This is a genomic window from Saccharothrix coeruleofusca, assembly GCF_017876325.1.
Taxonomy (GTDB): domain Bacteria; phylum Actinomycetota; class Actinomycetes; order Mycobacteriales; family Pseudonocardiaceae; genus Actinosynnema; species Actinosynnema coeruleofuscum.
Genome location: NZ_JAGINV010000001.1, coordinates 1,541,233 through 1,561,461, shown reverse-complemented (window position 1 = coordinate 1,561,461; position 20,229 = coordinate 1,541,233). Strand labels below are relative to the sequence as shown.

The window sequence follows — 20,229 nt, the reverse complement described above, 5'->3', positions numbered from 1 at the left end:
CGAAAGGGGCCGCACATGCGCGTGCTCGGCATCAACGCGATCTTCCACGACCCCGCCGCCGCCCTGGTGGTGGACGGCGAGGTGGTGGCCGCCGCGGAGGAGGAGCGCTTCTCCCGGCGCAAGCACGGCAAGCGACCGGTGCCGTTCTCGGCCTGGGAGCTGCCCGAGCAGGCCGCCCGCTGGTGCCTGGCGCACGCGGGCCTGGAACCGGGCGACCTCGACGCGGTGGCGTACTCCTACGACCCCGGCCTGGTCGAGCCGATGGACGAGCCGTGGGAGGACCTGCGCACCACCTACGCCCAGCGCGCGCCCTACTTCCTGGCCACCGCCCTGCCGGGACTGGACCCCGACATCGTGCGGTTCGTGCCGCACCACGTGGCGCACGCCGGTTCCACCGGCCTGGCCGCCCCCTACGGCGGCGATTGCGCGGTGCTGGTCTCCGACGGTCGGGGCGAGTGCGGCTCCCACCTGGCGGGCAGCTACCGGGACCACCGGCTGACCACGCACGCGGCGCAGAAGCTGCCGCACTCGCTGGGCCTGATGTACGAGGAGCTGACCGAGCACCTGGGTTTCCTGCGCTCCAGCGACGAGTACAAGGTGATGGCGCTGGCCTCCTACGCCAAGCCCAAGCACCTGGACCTGATGCGGGAGCACGTCTACGCCACCGGCGACGGCGGTTTCGTCGTCGAGCCGATCGACTGGAGCACGCTGGCCAAGCGGCTGTCCAAGGGCGACGAGATCACCCACGAGCACGCGGAGCTGGCGGCCAGCGTGCAGGTGCGGGTGGAGGAGGTGCTGCTGGACCTGGTGCGCTGGCTGCACGAGCGCACCGGCCAGAAGCGGCTGACCATGGCAGGCGGCGTGGCGCTGAACTGCGTGGCCAACACCCGGATCTTCGCCGAGGGGCCGTTCGAGCAGGTGTGGGTGCAGCCCGCCGCCGGTGACGCGGGCACCGCGCTGGGCGCGGCGCTGCACGTGGCCGCCGAAGCCGGTGAGCCCGCCGCGCCCATGCCCGGCGCGGACCTGGGCCGGTCGTGGACCGACGACGAGATCGAGGACTTCCTGCGCAAGGCCAAGATCCGCTACGAGACGCCGGAGGACGTGGCCGTCGAAGTCGCGCGGGCGTTGGCCGACAACCAGGTCGTGGCGTGGTTCCAGGGCCGCAGCGAGTACGGGCCGCGCGCGCTGGGGCGGCGCTCGCTGCTGGCCAACCCGTGCTACGCGGACAACCTGGAGCGGTTGAACAACGTCAAGGGGCGCGAGCAGTTCCGGCCGGTGGCGCCGATGGTGCTGACCGAGCGCGCGGCGGAGCTGTTCACCCGAGGCCCGATCCCCAGTCCCTACATGCTGTTCGTGCACGACGTCCGTCCGGAGTGGAAGGACCGGATTCCGGCCGTGGTGCACGTGGACGGCACCGCGCGGGTGCAGACCGTCGGACCGGACGAGCCGCTGATGTCGCGGGTGCTCCGGGAGTTCGAGTCGCTGACCGGCGTGCCGGTGGTGGTGAACACCAGCCTCAACACCGCCGGGCGGCCGATGGTGGACGACCCGCGCGACGCGCTGGAGTGCTTCGGCTCCGCGCCGGTGGACCTGCTGGCGATCGGTCGCTTCGTGGTGCGGCGATGAGCGTGGACTACGCGGTCGTCATCCCCACGATGGGGCGCGCGAGCCTGACGGTGGTGCTGGACGCGCTGCACGAGGGCTCCGGCCCGCCGCCGCGCGAGATCATCGTGGTCGACGACCGGCCCGACCCGGACGCGGCTCCGCTGCCCGCGACGCACGACGCGCGCGTGCTGCGCAGCGGCGGGCGCGGTCCGGCGGCGGCGCGCAACGCGGGCTGGCGCGCGTCGTGCTGCGAGTGGGTGGCGTTCCTGGACGACGACGTGGTGCCGCCACCGGACTGGAAGGCCCGCTTCGCCAAGGACGTGGCGGACCTCGACTTGGACGTGGGCGCCAGCCAGGGCCGGATCACGGTGCCGCTGCCCGAGGACCGCAGGCCCACCGACTGGGAGCGCGGCACCGCCGGGCTGGCCGACGCCAAGTGGATCACCGCGGACATGGCCTACCGGCGGGCGGCGCTGTGCCACGTCGGCGGGTTCGACGAGCGCTTCCCCAGGGCCTACCGCGAGGACGCCGAGCTGGCGCTGCGCGTGCGGGACGCCGGGTACCGGATCGTCGTCGGCGAGCGGGAGACCACGCACCCGGTGCGGGAAGCGGACTTCTTCGCCAGCCTGCGCCAGCAGCGCGGCAACGCCGACGACGCGCTGATGCGGCGGCTGCTGGGACCGGGCTGGCGGCAGCGCATCGGCGGGCACCCCGGCAGGCTGCGGTGGCACGTCGCCACCACGGCGGCGGGAGCCGCGTCTGTCCTGTGTGGACTGGCGGGCCGCCGTGGCGCGGCCGTGGTGGCGGGCGCGGCGTGGGCCGGGCTGACCGGGTGGTTCGCCGCGCAGCGGATCGCGCCGGGTCCGCGCACCTCCGACGAGGTCTGGCGGATGCTGGTGACCAGCGCGGCCATCCCGCCCGCCGCCTGCTTCCACCGGTTGCGCGGCGAGTGGCGGCACCGGGCGGTGCGGCCGTGAGGGTGCTGGCGCTGCGCGCGCTCGGGCTGGGTGACCTGCTGACCGGGGTGCCCGCGCTGCGGGCGCTGCGCCGGGCGTTCCCGGACGCGGAGATCACCCTGGCCGCGCCCGCCTGGCTGGCCGACGCCGTGCGCCGGATCGACGCGGTGGACCGGCACCTGCCCACCGCGGGGCTGGTGCCGATCCGGTGCGACGAGCCCGACCTCGCGGTGAACCTGCACGGTCGCGGGCCGCAGAGCACCGAACTGCTGCGGGCCACGCGCCCGCGCGAGCTGATCGCGTTCGGGCCGCGCGTGCCGTGGCCCGACGACGTGCACGAGGTCGTGCGGTGGTGCGGTCTGCTCGAAGCGCACGGCATCGCCGCCGACCCGGACGACCTGCGGCTGCCGCCGCCCGGTGACCGGACCAGCGCCATCGTGGTGCACCCCGGCGCGAGCCACGCCGCGCGGCACTGGCCCGCGCGGCGGTTCGCCGAGGTGGCCCGCGCGCTCGGCCCCGACGTGGTGGTCACCGGCAGCGCCGCCGAGGCCGACCTGGTGCGCGCCGTCGCCGACGGGAAACCGACCGCGATCGGCCCACTGGCCTCGCTGCTCGACCTGGTCGCCACCGCCCGGCTGGTGGTCTGCGGCGACACCGGGGTGGCGCACGTGGCCACCGCCTACGGCACGCCGTCGGTGGTGCTGTTCGGCCCGGTCTCCCCCGCGCTGTGGGGGCCCCGGTCCGGGCCGCACCGGGCGCTGTGGCACGGCACGACCGGCGACACGTTCGCCGACCGGCCCGACCCCGGCCTGCTGCGCATCTCCGCGGCCGAGGTGCTGGCCGCGTCCTACGAGGCTCTGGGAGGTGGACCGTGCGACGGATCGGCGTCATCGGCGCGGGCTATGTCGGGCTGACCACCGCGGCGTGCTTCGCCCACCTCGGGCACCGCGTGGTGTGCGCGGACGTGGACCGGCGGCGGGTGGCCCGGCTGTGCCGGGCGGAAGTCGACCTGCACGAGCCCGGACTGGCCCGCCTGGTCGCGGAGGGCTTGCGGGAAGGGCGGTTGCGCTTCGTCGTCGGCAACCGCGAAGCACTGTCCGATGTGGACTTCGTCTTCGTGTGCGTGCCGACGCCCACCGGGGAGGACGGTTCGGCGGACCTGAGCGCCGTGCGCGCCGTGCTGCGGGAAGCGCGCGAGCTGATGGCCCCGGACGCCGTGCTGGTCATCAAGTCGACGGTGCCCGCCGGGACCACCGACCGTGCGGCCGCCGAGCTGGACGGCCACCAGGTGGTGTCCAACCCGGAGTTCCTGCGGGAGGGCCACGCGGTGCAGGACTTCCTCCAGCCCCAGCGGGTCGTCGTCGGCGCGAGCGCGGAAAGCGCGGCGCTGCGGGTGCTGGACCTGTACTCCGGCACGGGCGCGCCGGTCATGGTGACCACCCCGACCAGCGCCGAGCTGGTCAAGTACGCCAGCAACTGCTTCCTGGCCATGAAGCTGTCCTACGTCAACGCGCTGGCCGAGCTGTGCGAGCAGATCGGCGCCGACATCGGCGACGTGACCGAGGGGATGAGCCTGGACGACCGGATCGGCGCCTCCTTCCTGGCCCCCGGTCCCGGCTGGGGCGGGTCCTGCTTCCCCAAGGACACCAAGGCGCTGCTGTCCACCGCCGAGTCGGTGGACGTCGACTTCTCCCTGCTGCGCGCCACCATCGACACCAACGAGCACCAGCCGCAGCGGGTCGTGGAGAAGGTGCGGGAGCTGCTCGGACCGGTCGAGGGCAGGCGGATCGGCCTGCTGGGGCTGGCGTTCAAGGCGGGCACCAACGACCTGCGCGACTCCCCCGCCCTGGCGGTGGCCGAGCTGCTGGCCGAGCAGGGCGCGCGGCTGGCCGGTTACGACCCGTGCGTGGACCACGGTCCGGTGCCGGTGGTCTCCTCGGTCGAGGAGGCCGCGACGGGCGCTTCCGCGCTGCTGGTGCTGACCGAGTGGCCCGAGTTCGCCGAACTGGACTGGCCCGACTTGGCCTCGCGGATGGCGCGGCCGGTCATCGTCGACACCCGCAACCTGCTGCCGCGCGACAAGGTCACCGAAGCCGGCTTCACCCTGCTCTCCCTGGGCACGCCTGCAAGTACCACCCGTCCCACCACAGCGGGCCTGTGACTACTACCCGGCCACGGGGTCGGGTACTGAGGTTTGTTTTTGGGGTTGATGTGGCTGGTTGCGGTCGCGGAATGGCCGTCGGTGTGTTAAGCCGGGACGATGAGGCTGGGTGGTGGTCTGACCGGCCCGGAGCGTCAGGAGCGTGAACAGGTCCGGCTCAGGGCGGCGGACCTGTTCGACCAGGGGATGTCCCAGGCCGATATCGCCCGCCTGCTGGGCGTGAGCCCGCAGGCGGTGTCGCAGTGGCGCAAACACTTCACCGAACACGGTGTCGACGGGCTGCTCTCGGCAGGCCCGTCGGGTGCGCGGTGCTACCTCGACGACGAGCAGATCCGCACGGTGCTGCGGGAACTGGACAAGGGCCCGGCCGCGCACGGCTGGGCCGACCAGCGCTGGACCCTGGCCCGCATCGGCCGGGTGATCACCGAGACCACCGGCGTGGTCTATGCCGCCCCCGACGGCATCTGGCGCCTGCTGCGCCGCATCGGCTGGTCCTGGCAGATGCCCCGCACCCGCGCCCTGGAACGCAACGAGGAGGTGATCACCGCCTGGCGCACCGAGGTGTGGCCGCGGGTAAAACATCCGCGGGCCAGACAGCGTGGATCTGCTTCCAGGACGAAGCGGGCGCCTCGATGACCCCACCCACCCGACGCACCTGGTCCCCGGTGGGCCGCACCCCCGAACTGCGCATCGCCGGACGACATCGCAACGGCATCAGCCTGGCCGGCATCTGCTGCTACCACCCCGACCGGGCACCGGTACTGCTCTACGCCACCCGCGAGCACAGCTTCACCAACACCACCTTCCCCGCCCTGCTCACCCGACTGCACCGCCGCCTCAACGCCCCCATCGTGCTGATCTGGGACAACCTCTCGGCACACCTGTCGGGCAAGACCCTGCAATACACCAAGGACAACACCGCCTGGCTGACCGTGGTCCAACTGCCCGCCTACGCCCCCGACCTCAACCCCACCGAAGGCGTCTGGGCACACCTGAAAAACACCAGCCTGGCCAACCTGGCCGCCCGCAGTCTCCCCGAACTCACCCACGCCGCCCGCCGCGGACTACGCCACATCCAACGCCACCCCGCCCTGCTCGCCGGCTTCCTCACCCACACCGGCCTCACCCTCGACCCCACCCCATCAACCCCATAATCAAACCCCGGTAGTAGTCACAGGCCGGGGAACGGTGGTCAGGTAGTATCGGTGGTTCGTTGACAGCGGAGTGTGTATGCGGTAGTCCGTGGCCATCCGGAGTGCCCGCTCACGCAGCTCGTCCGGGTAGTTCTTCGGTGGGGCCATCGATCCTCATCATCCAGGCTTGATGGTCTCCATCAAACCCGGTACGGAACAGAACATCGGAAACGTGCCGGTGTCGGGTTGAGCGCGCTGGCTCGTCCGGAGTCTGCGGCACACACGTCTGGTTCAAGGAACCGGTCGAAGCCCCATTAACCCGCCCAGCGGCAGCAGTCGCGGTACGCGGGCCCGGTAGGATTCGTATGCCTGGCCGAACACCTCGCACAAGAGCCGTTCCTCCCTGTGGATCTTGGCTCTCAGCGTCACCGCCGCCAACCCGAACGCGGCGAGCGCCCAGCCGTGCTGGATGATCAGCGCGGTGCACAGGAGCATGCCGAGCACCCCTGTGTAGATCGGGTGTCGGGTGATGGCGTACGGCCCGTCGGTCCGCAGTACGTGGTCGCTGCGCACCGACGGCAAGGGGGTCCACATGGCGCCCAGCGCGATCCGCGCCCAGACGGTGAACGTTGTGCAGACCGGTAGGGTGGCCGCCGCTGTGGTGGCAAGCCACTGGTGGCCAGTGAGTGGTGGCCACTGGATGGAGGGGGACAGTTCGTTGACACCCCACGCAAGCGGGATCACGACCAGGAGCAGGGGCACCAGACCGGATCGTGGCCGCACTCGTGGCCGTGATGCGTGCCGAGTGGTATGCACGGCACCGATGATCCAGGTCAGTGTCACCACTGCCCAGCATATCGCGACAATCCACCACCGCCAGGTTTCTGCCATCTTCAAGCCTTCCCCATGATTAGTGGCCGGTGCTTCCGGCGGCCTGTTCGGGCCGCCGGAAGCACCGGCAGGTCAGATCACGTCCACAAGAGCACGGCCAGACCGATCGCGAGCGCAACCAGGAACATGGCAATACCTCCCCTCAATACATTCCCGCGCGGCACGGGTCAGGAAATCGCGGCGCCGACAATCGCAGCGAAAAAGAAGGCGGCGAGCACGAACACGCCAAACCAGTCCATTTCATTCCTCCTTTCAGAATTCGTCAGAACGAGTCGATGACGGTCGGCAGCGATGCGAGCTCGCCGTTGCCGAATGTCACCATGCCGCTGCTGCGGACCGAGCGGGCGTTCAAGTTCACGCCGGAAATTGGCGTGCCGTTGGCGTAGTCACGGCAATCGATGCTGCTGGCATTCTCCACGCGACAGTCGCGGGGTGGCGGAGGTGTCCAGCAGCGGCCGGTCATGGAACCGAACGTGGGGCAGTCAGTGTTGCCAGCTTCCCCCGCCCGGCGAGGGCTGTAGTCGTTGTGCGCGGTGATCACTCGCGCGGGCCGCTCCACCCAGCGGTCGTCCTCGAAGTGCTCAACTTTGATCGACGAGCCCGCGTCGGAGCCGAAGATCCAGTAGTCGTGGACGAACGCGGTTATCGTGACCCGCCAGTAGCCGTTGGCGGAACAGCGCACGGCCTGCTTCGAGGTGTGGGTGTCGGACGGCAATGCGCCCGATGACTGGCAGGGCGGCGGGATGTTCGGTGCCACCCGAGCCGCAGCCCGCCCGTTGTCATCGAGCGCCTGCCACCGGGTCTGCGGGGTGACGCAGACGTGGTCGCCGGGCACGGCCTCTCGCCAAACCCACCCCTGACGACAGGTGTCCGGACCGAACGGGCCACCGCCGGGTTCTCGCCGTGCGGCCGCCTGGGCGTTGTCGTCCCAGCTCTGCTGCCGGGTTTGTGGGGTGACGCAGACGTGGTCGCCGGGTACGGCCTCTCGCCAGACCCACCCTTGACGACAGGTGTCCGGACCGTACTCGCCCGCCGATGCTGCGAGGGATCCCATCCACAGCATGGTTGACGTCGCGACGGCCGTGAACGCGACGAGGTGATTGACTCCGCGTGTCATCACGCCTCAACTCCTTCCTCTTCGGATCAGCACGGGCATAACCGTTGATAGCCGGGGACGCGTTCATCGGCTACCGTTCGTGAACACTCATGAACGACATGAACACGTTTCCGAGGGAGTCTCATGTCCGAGTCACCGCCGGACCCCTTCCAGGAGGCATGGGCAGATTTCGGCCGAAGACTGCGGAGACTGCGCGAAAAACGTAAAATGTCGATGGACGACGTGGTCCGCAAGTGGGGTCACCCTAAAGCGTCGCTGCACAACATCGAGAAGGGCAAAGCTTTCCCGCGAATTAGAGATTCTGTCGAAAACCTGCTGATCGTCTACTACGGGAGGGAGCCGGACGGAGAACTCAAGGAGGAATTTGAAGAGCTGCGGTCACAGTGGGAGGAAATCGTCCGCCTGTTACCCGAGCGGCGTGGCCGGGTCGCCCTGAAATCGAATGGCTATCCGGTGTTCCCCTGGCTGGCAGCGCCTCCCGCGAGTGACCTCTCCGCATTCCTGGACGCGCTGGCCGTAGATGTGGAGCGACAATGGAGGAACGAGCGCCTGATCAAAGCGATACCGATGCGCTGGACTTTCAGCTGGGATGTCGCAGATCACCGCGACGTGGTGCTGGCCGACGGCGATATCGCGTTCGAGGGCGACTTGGACGCAACGGCGGAGGTCCTGGACTGGCTGCCGCACCATCGGCTCGTGCTTCTGGGAGAGTCCGGCATGGGCAAGACCGTGGCACTGGCGCACTTGGTACTCGGTCGGATCAGGCGCCGCGAACCAGGAGGGCCGGTGCCGGTCATGCTGACGATCAGCGAATGGAATCCGTCGGCGGTGGGACTGGTCGAGTGGCTCGTCGAGCAACTGGTCGCGAGGTACCCGTCCGTACGCAGCAGCGAGCGAGCCTCCGAAATCGTCGGCTCCGGACTGGTGATTCCGGTGCTGGACGGTTTCGACGAGATACCGCAACACCTGCGTCCGGTGGCGCTGACACGGATTAACAATGCACTCCCAGGTGTCGGCGCGCTCGTGCTGTCATCACGTGGAAAGGAGTTCCGCGCGGCAGTGCGGCATCCCCGAGGCCGGGTGCTTGAGGCGACCGCCGTCGCCGAGGCCGAACGTCCTCCTGTCAATGTCGTCGCCGAATACCTACGACTGGTTGTCGACCCCCATCGCCTCGAGGGGTGGGAACCGGTCCTCGCCCGGCTCACTGAGGAGCCGGACGGGCCGCTGGCCGCGACGTTGACCACTCCATTGATGGCGTGGCTTGCCCTGGCCGACTACGGGGAAGGCACTGCCCATCCCACCGACCTGCTGGGCTTCACCGACCAACGCAAGATCGAGGACCACTTGCTCTCGCGGCTCGTGCCGACGCGCTATCACCCATTCTGGGCCAAGGACTCGGGACCAGAGCCCACAGCCGATCGGAAACCTCTCGACCGCGTACCCACCCTTGCGAATGCCCAGCGGTGGCTTGCCTTCCTCGACGACCACATGCGTCACGTCCGGTCTTCCGAACTGGCCTGGTGGCGGGTCGAATTGGCTGTGCCGAGACCCGCGATCGGGACGCTGGGCGGGCTTGTGTTCGCGCTGGTCGTCGCGGTTGCGGTGGGCCTGCCGTCCGGGTTGTTGCACGGCACGGCGATTGGACTCTGGTGGGGGTGCGTGGGCGGGGCGGTCGCGGGCCTGCTCGGCGGAACGGCGCTGTGCCTGCTGGCGGCATCACAACAGCCGCACCCTTCGGTCGTACGCCTGCGCCCGTGGCGTGCGCGTCGTCACCTGACTGACTCTCCGGGAGAACCGCTCTGGCGGCATGTGACAGAAGGTTTTGGCACCGGTGCACTCAGTGGAGCCTGTGTGGCACTGGTGGTGGCGCTCGCGATGTCAGGTGTCGGCCTCAAACAGGCCGCGATCGCCAGCGCGTCGAGCGCGGGCGTCGCGGTCATGCTCGCGATCGGAATCGCCCGCACCCTCGACTTCTGGGTCAGCGCGCCCACCGACGACACGATGTCGATCAGCCCGGTCGTCGTGTTCCGGAACGACCGCGCGGTCGCCTTGATGCAAGGACTAGTTGGTGGCCTGGCATTCGGTCTCGCGTTCGGATTGAGCAGAGGCATCATCGCAGGTGGCGCCGCAGGCGCGGCAGCGGCGGTGACGCGCTGTTTCATCGGTGGGCTTGATCAGGGCCTGAGCAAGGTTCACGTCACCGCATGGGGCCGCTTCATGATCGCCAGTCTGTGGCTCGCCGTCACACGCAGGGCACCGTTGCGCATGATGGCGTTCCTTCAGGACGCCGACTACCGCGGCCTGCTGCGCCAGGAGGGAGCTGTCTACCGGTTCCGCCATGAGCGGCTGGCGGCGGTTCTGCCACGATGACAGAGCATCGCCTCCGAGGACTTGCCCCTGAGTGTTGGACACCAGACACACTTGGATCCTGACGACCCGGGTGGACAGGTGATCCTCACCCCGTTTGGCGGAGTCGGGTCACTGGAGTTCAGGCTACTGGAGCGATCTTGGCGTGTCGGAGTTCGTACTCGATCGGTGTGAGCATTCCGAGTGCGGTGTGGCGTCGGCGGCGGTTGTGGAACATCTCGAGGTACTCGAACAGGGCGTTGGCCAACTCGAGGCGGGTGCGCCATCGTCGGCGGTCGAGCAGCTCGGTCTGGACGCGTCCCCGGAACGATTCGATCATGGCGTTGTCATAGCAGTCGCCGATCGAGGGACTGTAAAACACGAGCGGCTCTGACCCGTAGTCGGTGGTGACGCCAAGTAGCCAGCCATGATCACGATCTTGTGATGGATGTCGATTCCCTTGTAAGGACGGTGTTTTCCGGACTGTCGGCGCTGGTCGTCCAGGACGTGGCGGACGGTGGCGGCATGGTGGTGGTCACGGCCCGCACCCGGGACGCGGCCGTGTCGTGTCCGGGGTGCGGGACCGCGACGGCGCAGGTGCACGGCTACCACCATCGGACGCTCAAGGACGTGCCGGTTGACGGCCGTCAGGTCGTCGTGCACCTGCGCACCCGACGACTGGTCTGTCCTGCTCGGAGTTGCCCGCGACAGACCTTCCGGGAGCAGGTTCCCGGACTGGTGGAACGCCACCAGCGCCGTACGGTGCGGCTTGTTCGGCAGATATCCCAGGTGGCGCAGGAGTTATGTGGCCGGGCGGTCGCACGGCTGGCCGGAGTACTCGCCGTGCCGGTGTCCCGCAGCACCGCGTTGCGCCGTCTGCGACGCCTGCCACTGCCCGAGTTGACGGTTCCACGGGTGATCGGCGTGGACGATTTCGCCCTGCGCCGCCGCCACCGCTACGCCACGATCGTCATCGACGCCGAGACCGGCCGACGCGTCGCGGTCCTGCCCGGCCGCGACGCCGCCACCCTGGAATCGTGGCTGCGCGGGCATCCCGGTGTCGAAGTGGTATGCCGGGACGGCTCGGCCACCTACGCCGAGGCGATTCGCCGTGCTCTGCCCGACGCGGTGCAGGTCAGCGATCGATGGCATCTCTGGCGCAACCTCTGCGACAAGGTCCTGCTCGAAATCCGCGCGCACGCCGGGTGTTGGGCCACAGTCAACCCGCCCCGGCGGAGTTCACGAGCAGACCGTCCACGAACGCCGGAACAAGGTCCACGAGCTACTCGGCCGAGGCGTCGGCCTGCTCGACTGTTCACGGCGCCTCGGCATGGCCCTAAACACCGTCAAACGCTATGCCCGCATGCCCGAACCCCACGCTTTGCGCATCGCCCCCACCTACCGCCCGACGCTGGTCGACCCCTACCGCGACCACCTGCGCGCCCGCCGCGCCGCCGATCCCGCGATTCCGGTTACCCACCTGCTGGCGCAGATCCGGAAATTGGGCTACACCGGCAGCGCCAACCTGCTGGTCCGCTACCTCAACCAGGGCCGCGCCGAAAGCGACCCCCGTCACGACCTCACGTCACGCCAGTCGCATCCTGCTGACCAGACCCGAAAAACTGCGTCCGAAGGACACGGCTCTGCTGGAGAAGATCACTGCGGCCTGCCCGGAGATGACCACACTCGCCGAACTGGTGCGCGGCTTCGCCGCCCTGCTGACACCTGCCGCGGGCAACGACGCGAAACTCACCGAGTGGATCGCGACAGCCCGAGGCGTCGACCTACCGCACCTGCGCAGTCTCACCAACGGCCTCGAGACCGACCGGTCCGCAGTGGACGCCGCCGTCACGCTGCCCTACCACAACGGCCGCACCGAAGGCGTCAACACCCGTACGAAAAGGATCATGAGACAGATGCACGGACGCGCAGGATTCGACCTTATCCGCCACCGCATCCTCCTACCCTGACAGACACCCAGCGTTACCACCGACTACGGGTCAGAGCCGCTCGTTTGACAGACCCACCGCCGGAGCCGACCACGCCGACCGACCGTCGACAAGAGAGGGGGACCCACGACACAGTCCACAACAGACAGGATGGTGTCGAAACCCGCCTGGCCGCTGGCCCTACGCCAAGTCCGTGGATGGCTGGCCCCCTGGAGGTCGCTTCAGCGCTACTTGCAGGCGTGGGTCAGCCGGGCAGGCCGAGGTGCACGACCTTCGTGGTGGTCATCTCGTCCAGCAGCTCGGGCCCGTAGCCGAACCCGGTGCCGCTGGCCCGTCGGGGCTGCGCGGCACCGCCCGGAGCGCCACCGAACACCGCGTTCACCTTCACCGTCCCCACCGGCAGCGCGCGCCACGCCTGCTGCGCGTGCGCCATCGACCCGGTGAGCACCGTGGCGGCCAGCCCGTGCTCGTCCACGCACGCCAGCGCCAGAGCTTCCTCGAACGAGGGCACCACGCACACCGGGGCGACCGGCCCGAAGGTCTCCTCGCGCATCACCCGCATCTGCGGGGTGCAGCGGGCCAGCACCGTGGCCGGGTAGTACGCGCCCTCGCCTTCGGGCACCTCACCGCCGACGAGCACCTGCGCGCCGTCGGCGACCGCCTCGGCCACGTGGGCGTGCACGCTCTCGCGGTGGCGGGTGTCGACCAGCGGCTGCGGGTCCTCGTTCCAGCGTCGCGCCCGCTCGCACAGCGCCGCCACGAACGCCTCGGCCACCGCCTCGTGGACGAAGATCCGCTCCACCGCCGTGCACAGCTGCCCCGCGTTGACGAACGCGCCCAGCGCCGCCTGGTCGGCGGCCCACTCCGGGTCCACGCCGGCGTCGACCACGAGCGGGTCGTTGCCGCCGTTCTCCAGCAGCGCCTTGGCCCCGGTCGCGGCGGTGGCGGCCAGGATCTGCCTGCCGGTGGCGGTCCCGCCGACGTGGGCCACCACGTCGACGTGCGGGTTGGCGGCCAGCAGCGCGCCCACCGCGCCGTCGCCGGTCAGGCCCTGCAGCACACCCGCCGGGAAGTGCTCGGCCAGCAGCTGGCCCAGCAGCAGGCCGGTGTGCGGGCAGCGCTCGCTGGGCTTGTGGATCACCGCGTTGCCGGTCACCAGCGCGGCGCCGAGCAGCCCGCAGGCGATCGCCACCGGGTCGTTCCACGGCGTCAGCGCGACCACCACGCCGCGCGGCTCGGGGACCATGAAGTCGGTGGCGTCGTGGCCGCCCAGCAGCGTCCGGCCGCGGTGCACCGGGCCGAGCTCGGCGTACTGCTCCAGGGTGGACGCGCCCGCGAGCACGCCCTCGCGCGCGGACGCGAACGGCCTGCCGGTCTCGGTCTCCACCACGGTGGCCAGGTTGTCCGCCTGCTCGCGCAGACCCGCCGCCGCGGCGCGCAGCGCGGCCCCGCGCTCGGCCGCGGGCACCCGCGCCCACGCGGCCTGCGCTTCGCGGGCGTCGAGCACCGCCGAGGCGACGTCCTGCTCGGTCGCGGTGGGCAGCCAGCCGACCAGGCTGCCGTCGAGCGGGCTGTGGATGTCCAGTGGTGCGGCGCGCATGTCGGTCATGCGGTCCGGGTACCCCCGGCTCCCCGGCGGAACCATGGAGGGAACATGCCCGGACGCGAGGAACTGCCCAGCACCATCGCCCGCTCGTCGAAGAAGGCGCAGCGCACGTGGATCAAGGCGCACGACTCCGCGGTGGAGACCTACGGCGAGGGCCAGCGGTCGCACCGGACCGCGTTCGCCGCGCTGAAGCACTCCTTCGAGAAGGTCGGCGACCACTGGGAACCCAAGGCCGAAAAGGGGCCGTCGGACGACCAGGCCGCGCGCAGCACGCCCAAACCCGGCAAGACTCACGGCGGCGTGGACGCCAACGCCAGCAAGCAGCACCTCTACGACCTGGCCAAGGAGCTGGACGTCCCCGGTCGGTCCTCGATGACCAAGCAGCAGCTGGTGGAGGCCATCGAGAAGGCCAACCGGGGCAAGACGGCCAAGGCTAGGGAACGCGCCACTTCTCGTCGGTGAGCATGCTGCTGGCCTGCGGGCCCATCAGCAGCATCCCGCCGTCGACCACGTACGAGGCCCCGGTCACGTAGCCCGCCGCGGGCGTGGCGAGGAACGCCACCACCGCGGCCACCTCCTCCGCGTGACCGGGGCGGCCCAGCGGCACACCCGGACGCGGCTGCTGACGCGGGTCCACGTCCTCCTGGCCGGTCATCGGCGTGGAGATCTCCCCAGGGGCCACCGAGTTCACCGTGATGGCGTGCTCGGCCAGCTCCAGCGCCAGCACCTTGGTCAGCGCCCCGAGCCCGGCCTTGGCCGCGCAGTACGGGGCCGCGCCCACCTTCGGCGCGTGCTCGTGCACGCTGGTGATGTTGATGATCCGGCCGCCGCGCCCCGCCTCGATCATGTGCTTGGCGGCGCGCTGGGAGCACAGGAAAGCACCGTCCAGGTCCACCGACAGCACACCGCGCCAGGTGTCGAAGTCCATGTCCATGACCTTCTGGGCTGTGCCCGTGCCCGCGCAGTTGACCAGCACGTCGAGCCCGCCCAGCTCCTCGGCCAGCTCGTCGACCACGGCCGCGGCGGTGGGCAGGTCGGTCAGGTCCAACTGCCGCACGGCGGCACGCGCGCCGCGCTCGCGCACCTGACGGGCGGTCTCCTCGGCGCCCTCGGCATCACGGTGGTAGGTCAGACCGACGTCCACGCCGCCGCCCGCGAAGGCCACGGCGATCGCCCGGCCGATGCCGGAGTCCGAACCGGTCACCACCGCGTACAGCGGGGCGCCCGAGCGGTCTTTCGGTAGAGGTGCGGTAGTAGCCATGGCCGGGGGCTACCCTGCGGCGGGTTTGCCACACGCCGGGAGGGGAACGCCGGGTGCAGGACCACTCGGAAGGAGACCCATGAAAGCCGTCACCTGGCACGGCAAGCGCGACGTGCGCGTGGACACCGTCCCCGACCCCGTGCTCAAGGAACCCACCGACGTCGTCATCCGGGTGACCTCCACCGGCATCTGCGGTTCCGACCTGCACCTGTACGAGCTGTTCGGGCCGTTCCTGGACGAGGGCGACATCCTCGGCCACGAGGCGATGGGCGTGGTGGAGGAGGTCGGCTCCCAGGTCACCGAGCTCAAGCCCGGCGACCGCGTGGTGGTGCCGTTCAACGTCTCCTGCGGCACCTGCTTCATGTGCGGTCAGGGGTTGCAGTCGCAGTGCGAGACCACCCAGGTGCGCGAGCACGGCTCGGGCGCCGCGCTGTTCGGCTACACCAAGCTCTACGGCCAGGTGCCCGGCGGCCAGGCCGAGTACCTGCGCGTGCCGTTCGGCAACACGCTGCCGATCAAGGTGCCCGACGGGCCGCCGGACGACCGGTTCGTCTACCTCTCCGACGTGCTGCCCACGGCGTGGCAGGCGGTGCGGTACGCGGACGTGCCCGAAGGCGGCAGCCTCGTGGTGCTCGGTCTCGGGCCGATCGGCGACATGTCCACCCGCATCGCCAAACACCTGGGCGTGCAGACCGTCATCGGTGTGGACCTGGTGCAGGAGCGGCTGGAGCGCGCCCACGCCAACGGGATCAGGACGATCAACGCGCGCGATCGCCAGCTGGCCGAGCACATCCGCGACCTGACCGGCGGGCGTGGCCCGGACTCGGTGATCGACGCGGTGGGCATGGAGGCGCACGGCGCCCCGGTGACCAAGCTGGCCCAGCAGGCCACCGGGCTGCTGCCCGACGCGCTGGCGGCGAAGTTCATGATGACCGCGGGGGTGGACCGGCTGGACGCCCTGCGCACGGCCATCGACGTGGTGCGGCGCGGCGGCACCATCTCGCTGTCGGGCGTGTACGGCGGCATGGCCGACCCGCTGCCCATGCTGACCATGTTCGACAAGCAGGTGCAGTTGCGGATGGGGCAGGCCAACGTGTGGCGCTGGGTACCCGACATCCTGCCGCTGCTCACCGACGACGACCCGCTGGGCGTGGACGGCTTCGCCACGCACCGCCTGCCGCTGGACGACGCGCCCATGGCGTACGAGAAGTTCCAGAAGAAGCAGGACAACATGGTGAAGGTGCTGCTGCGACCGTGACGGGCGGGTGGTCGGTCATGGTCCGCTCAGCGTGCTTATCAGCGCTGCTGGCGGTTTCGCTGGCGGTGGGCGGGTGCGCGTCGGCTTCGCGGGACCTGGCGCAGCGGGCGGCGGAGGAGTTCGAGGCCGCGGTCGCATCGGGCAGGCCGGAGCGGGTCTGCGAGCTGCTCACGGAACGTGCGCGCGAGGGCGTCGACTGCTCCTCGCTGGAACTGCCGCGGGGTGAGGTGCGCGAGGTCGTCGTCTGGGGCGACGCGGCGCGGGTCCGCACGGATGACGACACGCTGTTCCTGCGCGAGCTTTCCAGCGGTTGGCGCGTTTCGGGCGCGGGGTGCCACGCGGTCCACGACCGCCCGTACGAGTGCGAGGTGGGTGGTCCGTGACGCGGCGGGGGATGTTCTACGCCTACCTGCTGGGCGTGCTCGTGCTGCTGGTCTGCTTCGCGGTCGTCGGAGGGATGGGACTGTGAGGAGGTTCCTGCGCGACAACGGGTTGGGCCTGGCGTTCGGCTCGATCTTCCTGGTTTCCCTGGTGGGGCAGGCGTTCTCGGGCAACAGCGTGCTCAACGACCGGCGGTTGACCGACGGCGGGGACACGATCGGCCTGTGGCAGTACGTGACCTCGTCGGAGTTCGCCGTGGACGTGGCGGAGAACTGGCAGTCGGAGTACCTGCAGTTCTTCCTGTTCATCTTCGCCACGGTGTGGCTGATGCAGCGCGGTTCGCCGGAGTCCAAGCCCGCCCGGCGCCTGGGCGCGGAGTCCGACGAGGAGCAGTCGCTCGGCGCGCACGCGACAGCGGGCTCACCGCCGTGGGCGCGGGCGGGCGGGTGGCGCACCGCGCTGTACTCGAACTCGTTGGGCCTGGCGATGCTGGTGCTGTTCCTGGCCTCGTGGTTCACCCAGTCCGTGGCGGGGCGCAGCGCGTACAACAACGAGCGCCTGGTGGACTTCCAGGACCCGGTCTCGTGGGGCGAGTACGTGCTGTCCGCCGACTTCTGGAACCGCTCGCTGCAGAACTGGCAGTCGGAGTTCCTGGCCATCGGCTCGATGGCGGTGCTCAGCGTCTACCTGCGCCAGCGCGGCTCCCCCGAGTCCAAACCGGTCGGCACTCCGCACGACACCACCGACGAAGCAGGCTGACCGCCCCGCGAGTCGAACGCTCAGCACCCCCGAGTTCAACGCTCAGGACGACCACGCCCGCCCCCGGTGTCACCCGACCATGGGCATGTCGGGCGTGTCGCCCCCGCGAGTCGAACGCCCAGACACCCTGAACTCAACATTCGCGCACCCCGACCCCCACTTTCGCGCCCTGACCGGCGCTTCCGCGCACTCCCGCCCTCGCTTCCCCGCCTCGGGTAGTAGTTACCGGCACTTGCGACGGCCTCGGGTGGTACTTGCCGACGCACCAGGGGGGCGCGCGGGGCGCGCGCAGCGGGGTGCCCGCGAGCGCCGTCCTTGGCGACCTGCCGCGCGGCGAGCGCGCTTTGCCGGATAACCCAACCCGAACGTAGAACTCAGGGGTCCTGAGCGTTCGACTCGCGGTACCTGAGTGTTCGACTCGCGGGGTGGGTCAGTCGTACTGCTCGTCGTCGTCGGTGTCCTCGGGGTCGGGGTCGCGGTCGCGTTCCCGCCATGGCATCAGGAACCACAGCGTGCCGAACAGGACCGCGGCCAGCGCGCCGAGCGTGATCGCCACCCAGCCGCCGATGATGACCTCGCCCAGCAGCAGGATGGTCCCGGTCATCGCGACGGCCAGGGCGCCCATCCCCACCACCGCGAAGCGGTTGGCCACCGCGATGATGTCCTCGCGCCGCCCCCGCCGGAACAGGATGCGGTGCCAGGCGGCGGGGGCGGTCAGCAGCGCTATCGAGCAGGCCGCGAACAGGATCGTGATCAGGTGCGTCGCGCGGACGTACAGGTCGGTCGACGCGTAGCGCTCGGTGAACGCGATGGACAGCAGGAAGCCGAAGAGGATCTGCACACCCGCCTGGGCGACCCGCAACTCCTGCAGCAGTTCGCCCAGGTTGCGGGCCAACCTGCGCTGATGCGACTCCTCCGGACGGCTCACGCCGCTCAAAGTACCCCCGACCGGGGGAAATCACCCGCTGCGGTGCACCGGGAACCGCAGCCCGAAGTGGTTCAACGTCGGCGGCAGCGGCTCCCGCAGCGGTGGCCCGAACTCCAGTTGGGAGCGCAGCACCGCCAGCGCCTCCCCCGCCGTCTCCAGCACCAGGTCGCGGCCGGGGCACACGCCGGGACCGCCGCTGAACGGCACCAGCGCCGGGTCGGTGGTGCCCTCGCGCCAGACCTCCGGCGCGAACCGGTCGGCGAACGGCAGCCGGGTGGCGTCCCGGTGGAAGTACGGGGTGAACACGACGAAGGTGGTGCCCTCCGGCAGCCAGCTGCCGTGCCACCGGGTGGCGATGGTGCTCTCCCGCAGGATCACCGGGGTGGTCGGCCACAGCCGGACCGACTCCAGCACCGCCCACCGGTCCGAGCCGCCGACGGCCAGCGCCCGCATGGTGGCGATGCCCGCCGCGTCGAAGGCGAACAGCCAGTGCGGCACCTGGCCGACCATCTCCGGTGGCGCGAGGGCGTCGGCGTTGCGCTCCAGGTGCCGGGCCAGCCGCCGCTCCACGTCGCGCCGCAGCGCCTCCCGCCGGGGCCGCAGGTAGGCCCAGTTCGCCGCGGCGCGCAGCTTCGCCAGGTCGTCGGTCAGCGCCTGGTCCTGGCGCGCCGCGTCGCCGAGCACGATCCGGCGCACCGCCCGCCACCACGCCTGGGCGAACGAGTCCCAGTCCAGCACGCCGGTGCTGGCCGCGTGCCGCACGAGCAGGTCGACCTCGTCGCGCACCACGTCGACGCAGCGCCGGTCCGGGCGCAGCGCCTGCTCGTTGAACTCCCGTCGCCGTTCGCGGGCCGCGCCGCGGGAGGCCAGCACGCCGTGCGGCTGGAAGTGGCCGAGCGCGGCCCGCTTCTCCTTGGTGGCCAAGGCGAACGGCTCGGGCGACTGGTCCAGCAGGCGCCGCACGTCCGCCGGGTCGAGCAGCAGCGCGAAGCTGCGCCCGGTGACACGCAACCGCAGCGGCTCGGGGCCGTAGCGCTCGCGCATCCTCCGCACCGTCCGCACCGCGGAGCCGTCGAGCCGCAGCTTCTCCGCCGCCGCTACGACGCCCGGTCGGCGCAGGATGACGCCCTTGGCCAGGGTTGGCAGCAGGACTCGCGCGAACACCCGAGCGGTGTCCGCGCGGGAGGCTACGGCCACGAGCCCTCCTCGGCGTGCGCGACGACCAGCTCGCGCACCTCGCACCCGGCGGGTTGGCCGATGGCGAACAGGATCGCGTCCGCCACCCGCTCCGGCGGGTTGAGCTTGCTGTCGTCGGCGGGCTTGTACTGCTCGTCGCGGTCGTCGAAGAACCGCGTCTTCATGCCGCCGGGGATCACCAGCGTCACGCCCACCCGGCCCGCCGTCTCAGCGGCCAGCGCGCGGGTGAAGCCGACCACGCCGAACTTCGAGGCGCAGTACGCGGTGGCGTCGCCGACCGCGCGCAGCCCGAGGGTGGACGCGATGGTCACCACGCGCCCGCCGTCCAGGTAGGGCAGGGCGGCCCGCACGACCGCGGCGGTGCCGAACAGGTTGACCATCACCACCCGCTCCCAGTCGGTGGCGGGGACCTTGTCCAGCGGACCGCAGGCGTCGATGCCCGCGGCGGTGACCACCGCCCGCAGGCCGCCGTTGCGCTCGGCGACGGCCCGCACGGCGCGCTCCGCGGCGCGGGTGTCGGACAGGTCGACCGATTCGAAGTCGGCCACCTCGTCCGAGGACGGCGCGGCCTTGTCCAGCACCAGCGGCACGCCGCCCCTGGCCCGCACGGCGCTGACCACCGCCGCGCCCAGCCCGGACGCGCCTCCGGTCACCAGCACCTGGCCCAGTTCCTGACCCACG

General features: G+C 70.7%; 19 protein-coding genes and 1 pseudogene. 12 read left to right on the top strand and 8 right to left on the bottom strand.

The genetic code is table 11. From position 1 onward, the window contains the following. Window positions 1-15: 15 nt before the first annotated feature. The 6 genes from JOF41_RS07420 to JOF41_RS07395 all read left to right on the top strand — a co-directional run bounded on the left by JOF41_RS07420 (window position 16) and on the right by JOF41_RS07395 (window position 5,876). Window positions 16-1,626 (top strand): carbamoyltransferase family protein, encoded by a 1,611-nt coding sequence (locus tag JOF41_RS07420; RefSeq protein ID WP_189225909.1) that lies wholly within the window; start codon window positions 16-18, stop codon window positions 1,624-1,626. Next, window positions 1,623-2,582, top strand: coding sequence for a glycosyltransferase family 2 protein (locus tag JOF41_RS07415; protein WP_189225908.1), 960 nt, complete (start codon window positions 1,623-1,625; stop codon window positions 2,580-2,582). The genes JOF41_RS07420 and JOF41_RS07415 overlap by 4 nt, the downstream gene beginning before the upstream one ends. Window positions 2,583-2,584: 2 nt before the next feature. After that, window positions 2,585-3,475 (top strand): glycosyltransferase family 9 protein, encoded by an 891-nt coding sequence (locus JOF41_RS07410; protein WP_209624064.1) that lies wholly within the window; start codon window positions 2,585-2,587, stop codon window positions 3,473-3,475. Then, window positions 3,433-4,722: a UDP-glucose dehydrogenase family protein gene (locus JOF41_RS07405; protein WP_209617281.1), complete on the top strand. Its 1,290-nt coding sequence runs from the start codon at window positions 3,433-3,435 to the stop codon at window positions 4,720-4,722. Before JOF41_RS07410 ends, JOF41_RS07405 begins: the two co-directional genes overlap by 43 nt. Before the next feature lie 99 nt (window positions 4,723-4,821). Beyond that, a complete protein-coding gene (locus JOF41_RS07400) occupies window positions 4,822-5,358 on the top strand; it encodes a winged helix-turn-helix domain-containing protein (RefSeq protein ID WP_189223275.1) in 537 nt (178 codons plus the stop codon). Then, on the top strand, window positions 5,355-5,876 hold the full coding sequence (locus JOF41_RS07395) for a transposase (RefSeq protein ID WP_209615493.1): 522 nt from the start codon (window positions 5,355-5,357) through the stop codon (window positions 5,874-5,876). The genes JOF41_RS07400 and JOF41_RS07395 overlap by 4 nt, the downstream gene beginning before the upstream one ends. Window positions 5,877-6,146: 270 nt before the next feature. Here JOF41_RS07395 and JOF41_RS07390 read toward each other — a convergent pair whose 3' ends face one another. Continuing rightward, window positions 6,147-6,617 carry a methyltransferase family protein gene (locus tag JOF41_RS07390; RefSeq protein WP_189225906.1) on the bottom strand — a complete coding sequence of 157 codons (471 nt, stop codon included), beginning with the start codon at window positions 6,615-6,617 and terminating at the stop codon, window positions 6,147-6,149. A gap of 391 nt (window positions 6,618-7,008) precedes the next feature. After that, a complete protein-coding gene (locus JOF41_RS07385; protein WP_189225905.1) occupies window positions 7,009-7,866 on the bottom strand; it encodes a hypothetical protein in 858 nt (285 codons plus the stop codon). A 120-nt stretch (window positions 7,867-7,986) separates the two neighbouring features. On the opposite strand from JOF41_RS07385, the gene JOF41_RS07380 reads away from it, so the two are divergent. Then, window positions 7,987-10,233 carry a helix-turn-helix domain-containing protein gene (locus JOF41_RS07380; RefSeq protein WP_209617279.1) on the top strand — a complete coding sequence of 749 codons (2,247 nt, stop codon included), beginning with the start codon at window positions 7,987-7,989 and terminating at the stop codon, window positions 10,231-10,233. 118 nt (window positions 10,234-10,351) lie between these two features. Here the strand turns inward: JOF41_RS07380 and JOF41_RS07375 are convergent, their stop codons facing one another. Beyond that, on the bottom strand, window positions 10,352-10,591 hold the full coding sequence (locus JOF41_RS07375; RefSeq protein ID WP_268248843.1) for an integrase core domain-containing protein: 240 nt from the start codon (window positions 10,589-10,591) through the stop codon (window positions 10,352-10,354). Between the two features lie 62 nt (window positions 10,592-10,653). Here JOF41_RS07375 and JOF41_RS07370 point away from each other — a divergent pair. Continuing rightward, window positions 10,654-12,179 (top strand): annotated as a pseudogene (locus JOF41_RS07370) (ISL3 family transposase). A 223-nt stretch (window positions 12,180-12,402) separates the two neighbouring features. On the opposite strand, the gene JOF41_RS07365 reads toward JOF41_RS07370, so the two are convergent. Continuing rightward, the gene (locus JOF41_RS07365; RefSeq protein ID WP_209624063.1) at window positions 12,403-13,758 is read right to left on the bottom strand and encodes an aldehyde dehydrogenase family protein; all 1,356 of its coding nucleotides are present in this window, start codon (window positions 13,756-13,758) and stop codon (window positions 12,403-12,405) included. A 54-nt stretch (window positions 13,759-13,812) separates the two neighbouring features. On the opposite strand from JOF41_RS07365, the gene JOF41_RS07360 reads away from it, so the two are divergent. Beyond that, window positions 13,813-14,226, top strand: coding sequence for a ChaB family protein (locus JOF41_RS07360; RefSeq protein ID WP_189225902.1), 414 nt, complete (start codon window positions 13,813-13,815; stop codon window positions 14,224-14,226). Here JOF41_RS07360 and JOF41_RS07355 read toward each other — a convergent pair. After that, window positions 14,198-15,025 carry an SDR family oxidoreductase gene (locus tag JOF41_RS07355; RefSeq protein WP_189225901.1) on the bottom strand — a complete coding sequence of 276 codons (828 nt, stop codon included), beginning with the start codon at window positions 15,023-15,025 and terminating at the stop codon, window positions 14,198-14,200. The genes JOF41_RS07360 and JOF41_RS07355 overlap by 29 nt on opposite strands. A 79-nt stretch (window positions 15,026-15,104) precedes the next feature. Here JOF41_RS07355 and JOF41_RS07350 point away from each other — a divergent pair, with 79 nt between their 5' ends. From JOF41_RS07350 to JOF41_RS07340, 3 genes are all read left to right on the top strand, one after another. Next, window positions 15,105-16,283 (top strand): zinc-dependent alcohol dehydrogenase, encoded by a 1,179-nt coding sequence (locus JOF41_RS07350; protein ID WP_189225900.1) that lies wholly within the window; start codon window positions 15,105-15,107, stop codon window positions 16,281-16,283. Between the two features lie 17 nt (window positions 16,284-16,300). Continuing rightward, window positions 16,301-16,666, top strand: coding sequence for a hypothetical protein (locus tag JOF41_RS07345; RefSeq protein WP_189225899.1), 366 nt, complete (start codon window positions 16,301-16,303; stop codon window positions 16,664-16,666). An 82-nt stretch (window positions 16,667-16,748) separates the two neighbouring features. Continuing rightward, on the top strand, window positions 16,749-17,423 hold the full coding sequence (locus JOF41_RS07340) for a DUF6766 family protein (protein WP_189225898.1): 675 nt from the start codon (window positions 16,749-16,751) through the stop codon (window positions 17,421-17,423). Between the two features lie 430 nt (window positions 17,424-17,853). Here JOF41_RS07340 and JOF41_RS07335 read toward each other — a convergent pair whose 3' ends face one another. Genes JOF41_RS07335 through JOF41_RS07325 form a run of 3 tightly spaced genes read right to left on the bottom strand, consistent with a single transcriptional unit; the run spans window position 17,854 to window position 20,228 of the window. After that, window positions 17,854-18,351: a DUF6328 family protein gene (locus JOF41_RS07335; RefSeq protein ID WP_189225897.1), complete on the bottom strand. Its 498-nt coding sequence runs from the start codon at window positions 18,349-18,351 to the stop codon at window positions 17,854-17,856. A gap of 30 nt (window positions 18,352-18,381) precedes the next feature. Continuing rightward, entirely contained in the window at window positions 18,382-19,548 is a 1,167-nt protein-coding gene (locus tag JOF41_RS07330) for a cytochrome P450 (RefSeq protein ID WP_209617276.1), read from the bottom strand. Then, window positions 19,539-20,228 (bottom strand): SDR family oxidoreductase, encoded by a 690-nt coding sequence (locus JOF41_RS07325; protein ID WP_189225895.1) that lies wholly within the window; start codon window positions 20,226-20,228, stop codon window positions 19,539-19,541. Before JOF41_RS07325 ends, JOF41_RS07330 begins: the two co-directional genes overlap by 10 nt. Between the last annotated feature and the right edge of the window lies 1 nt (window position 20,229).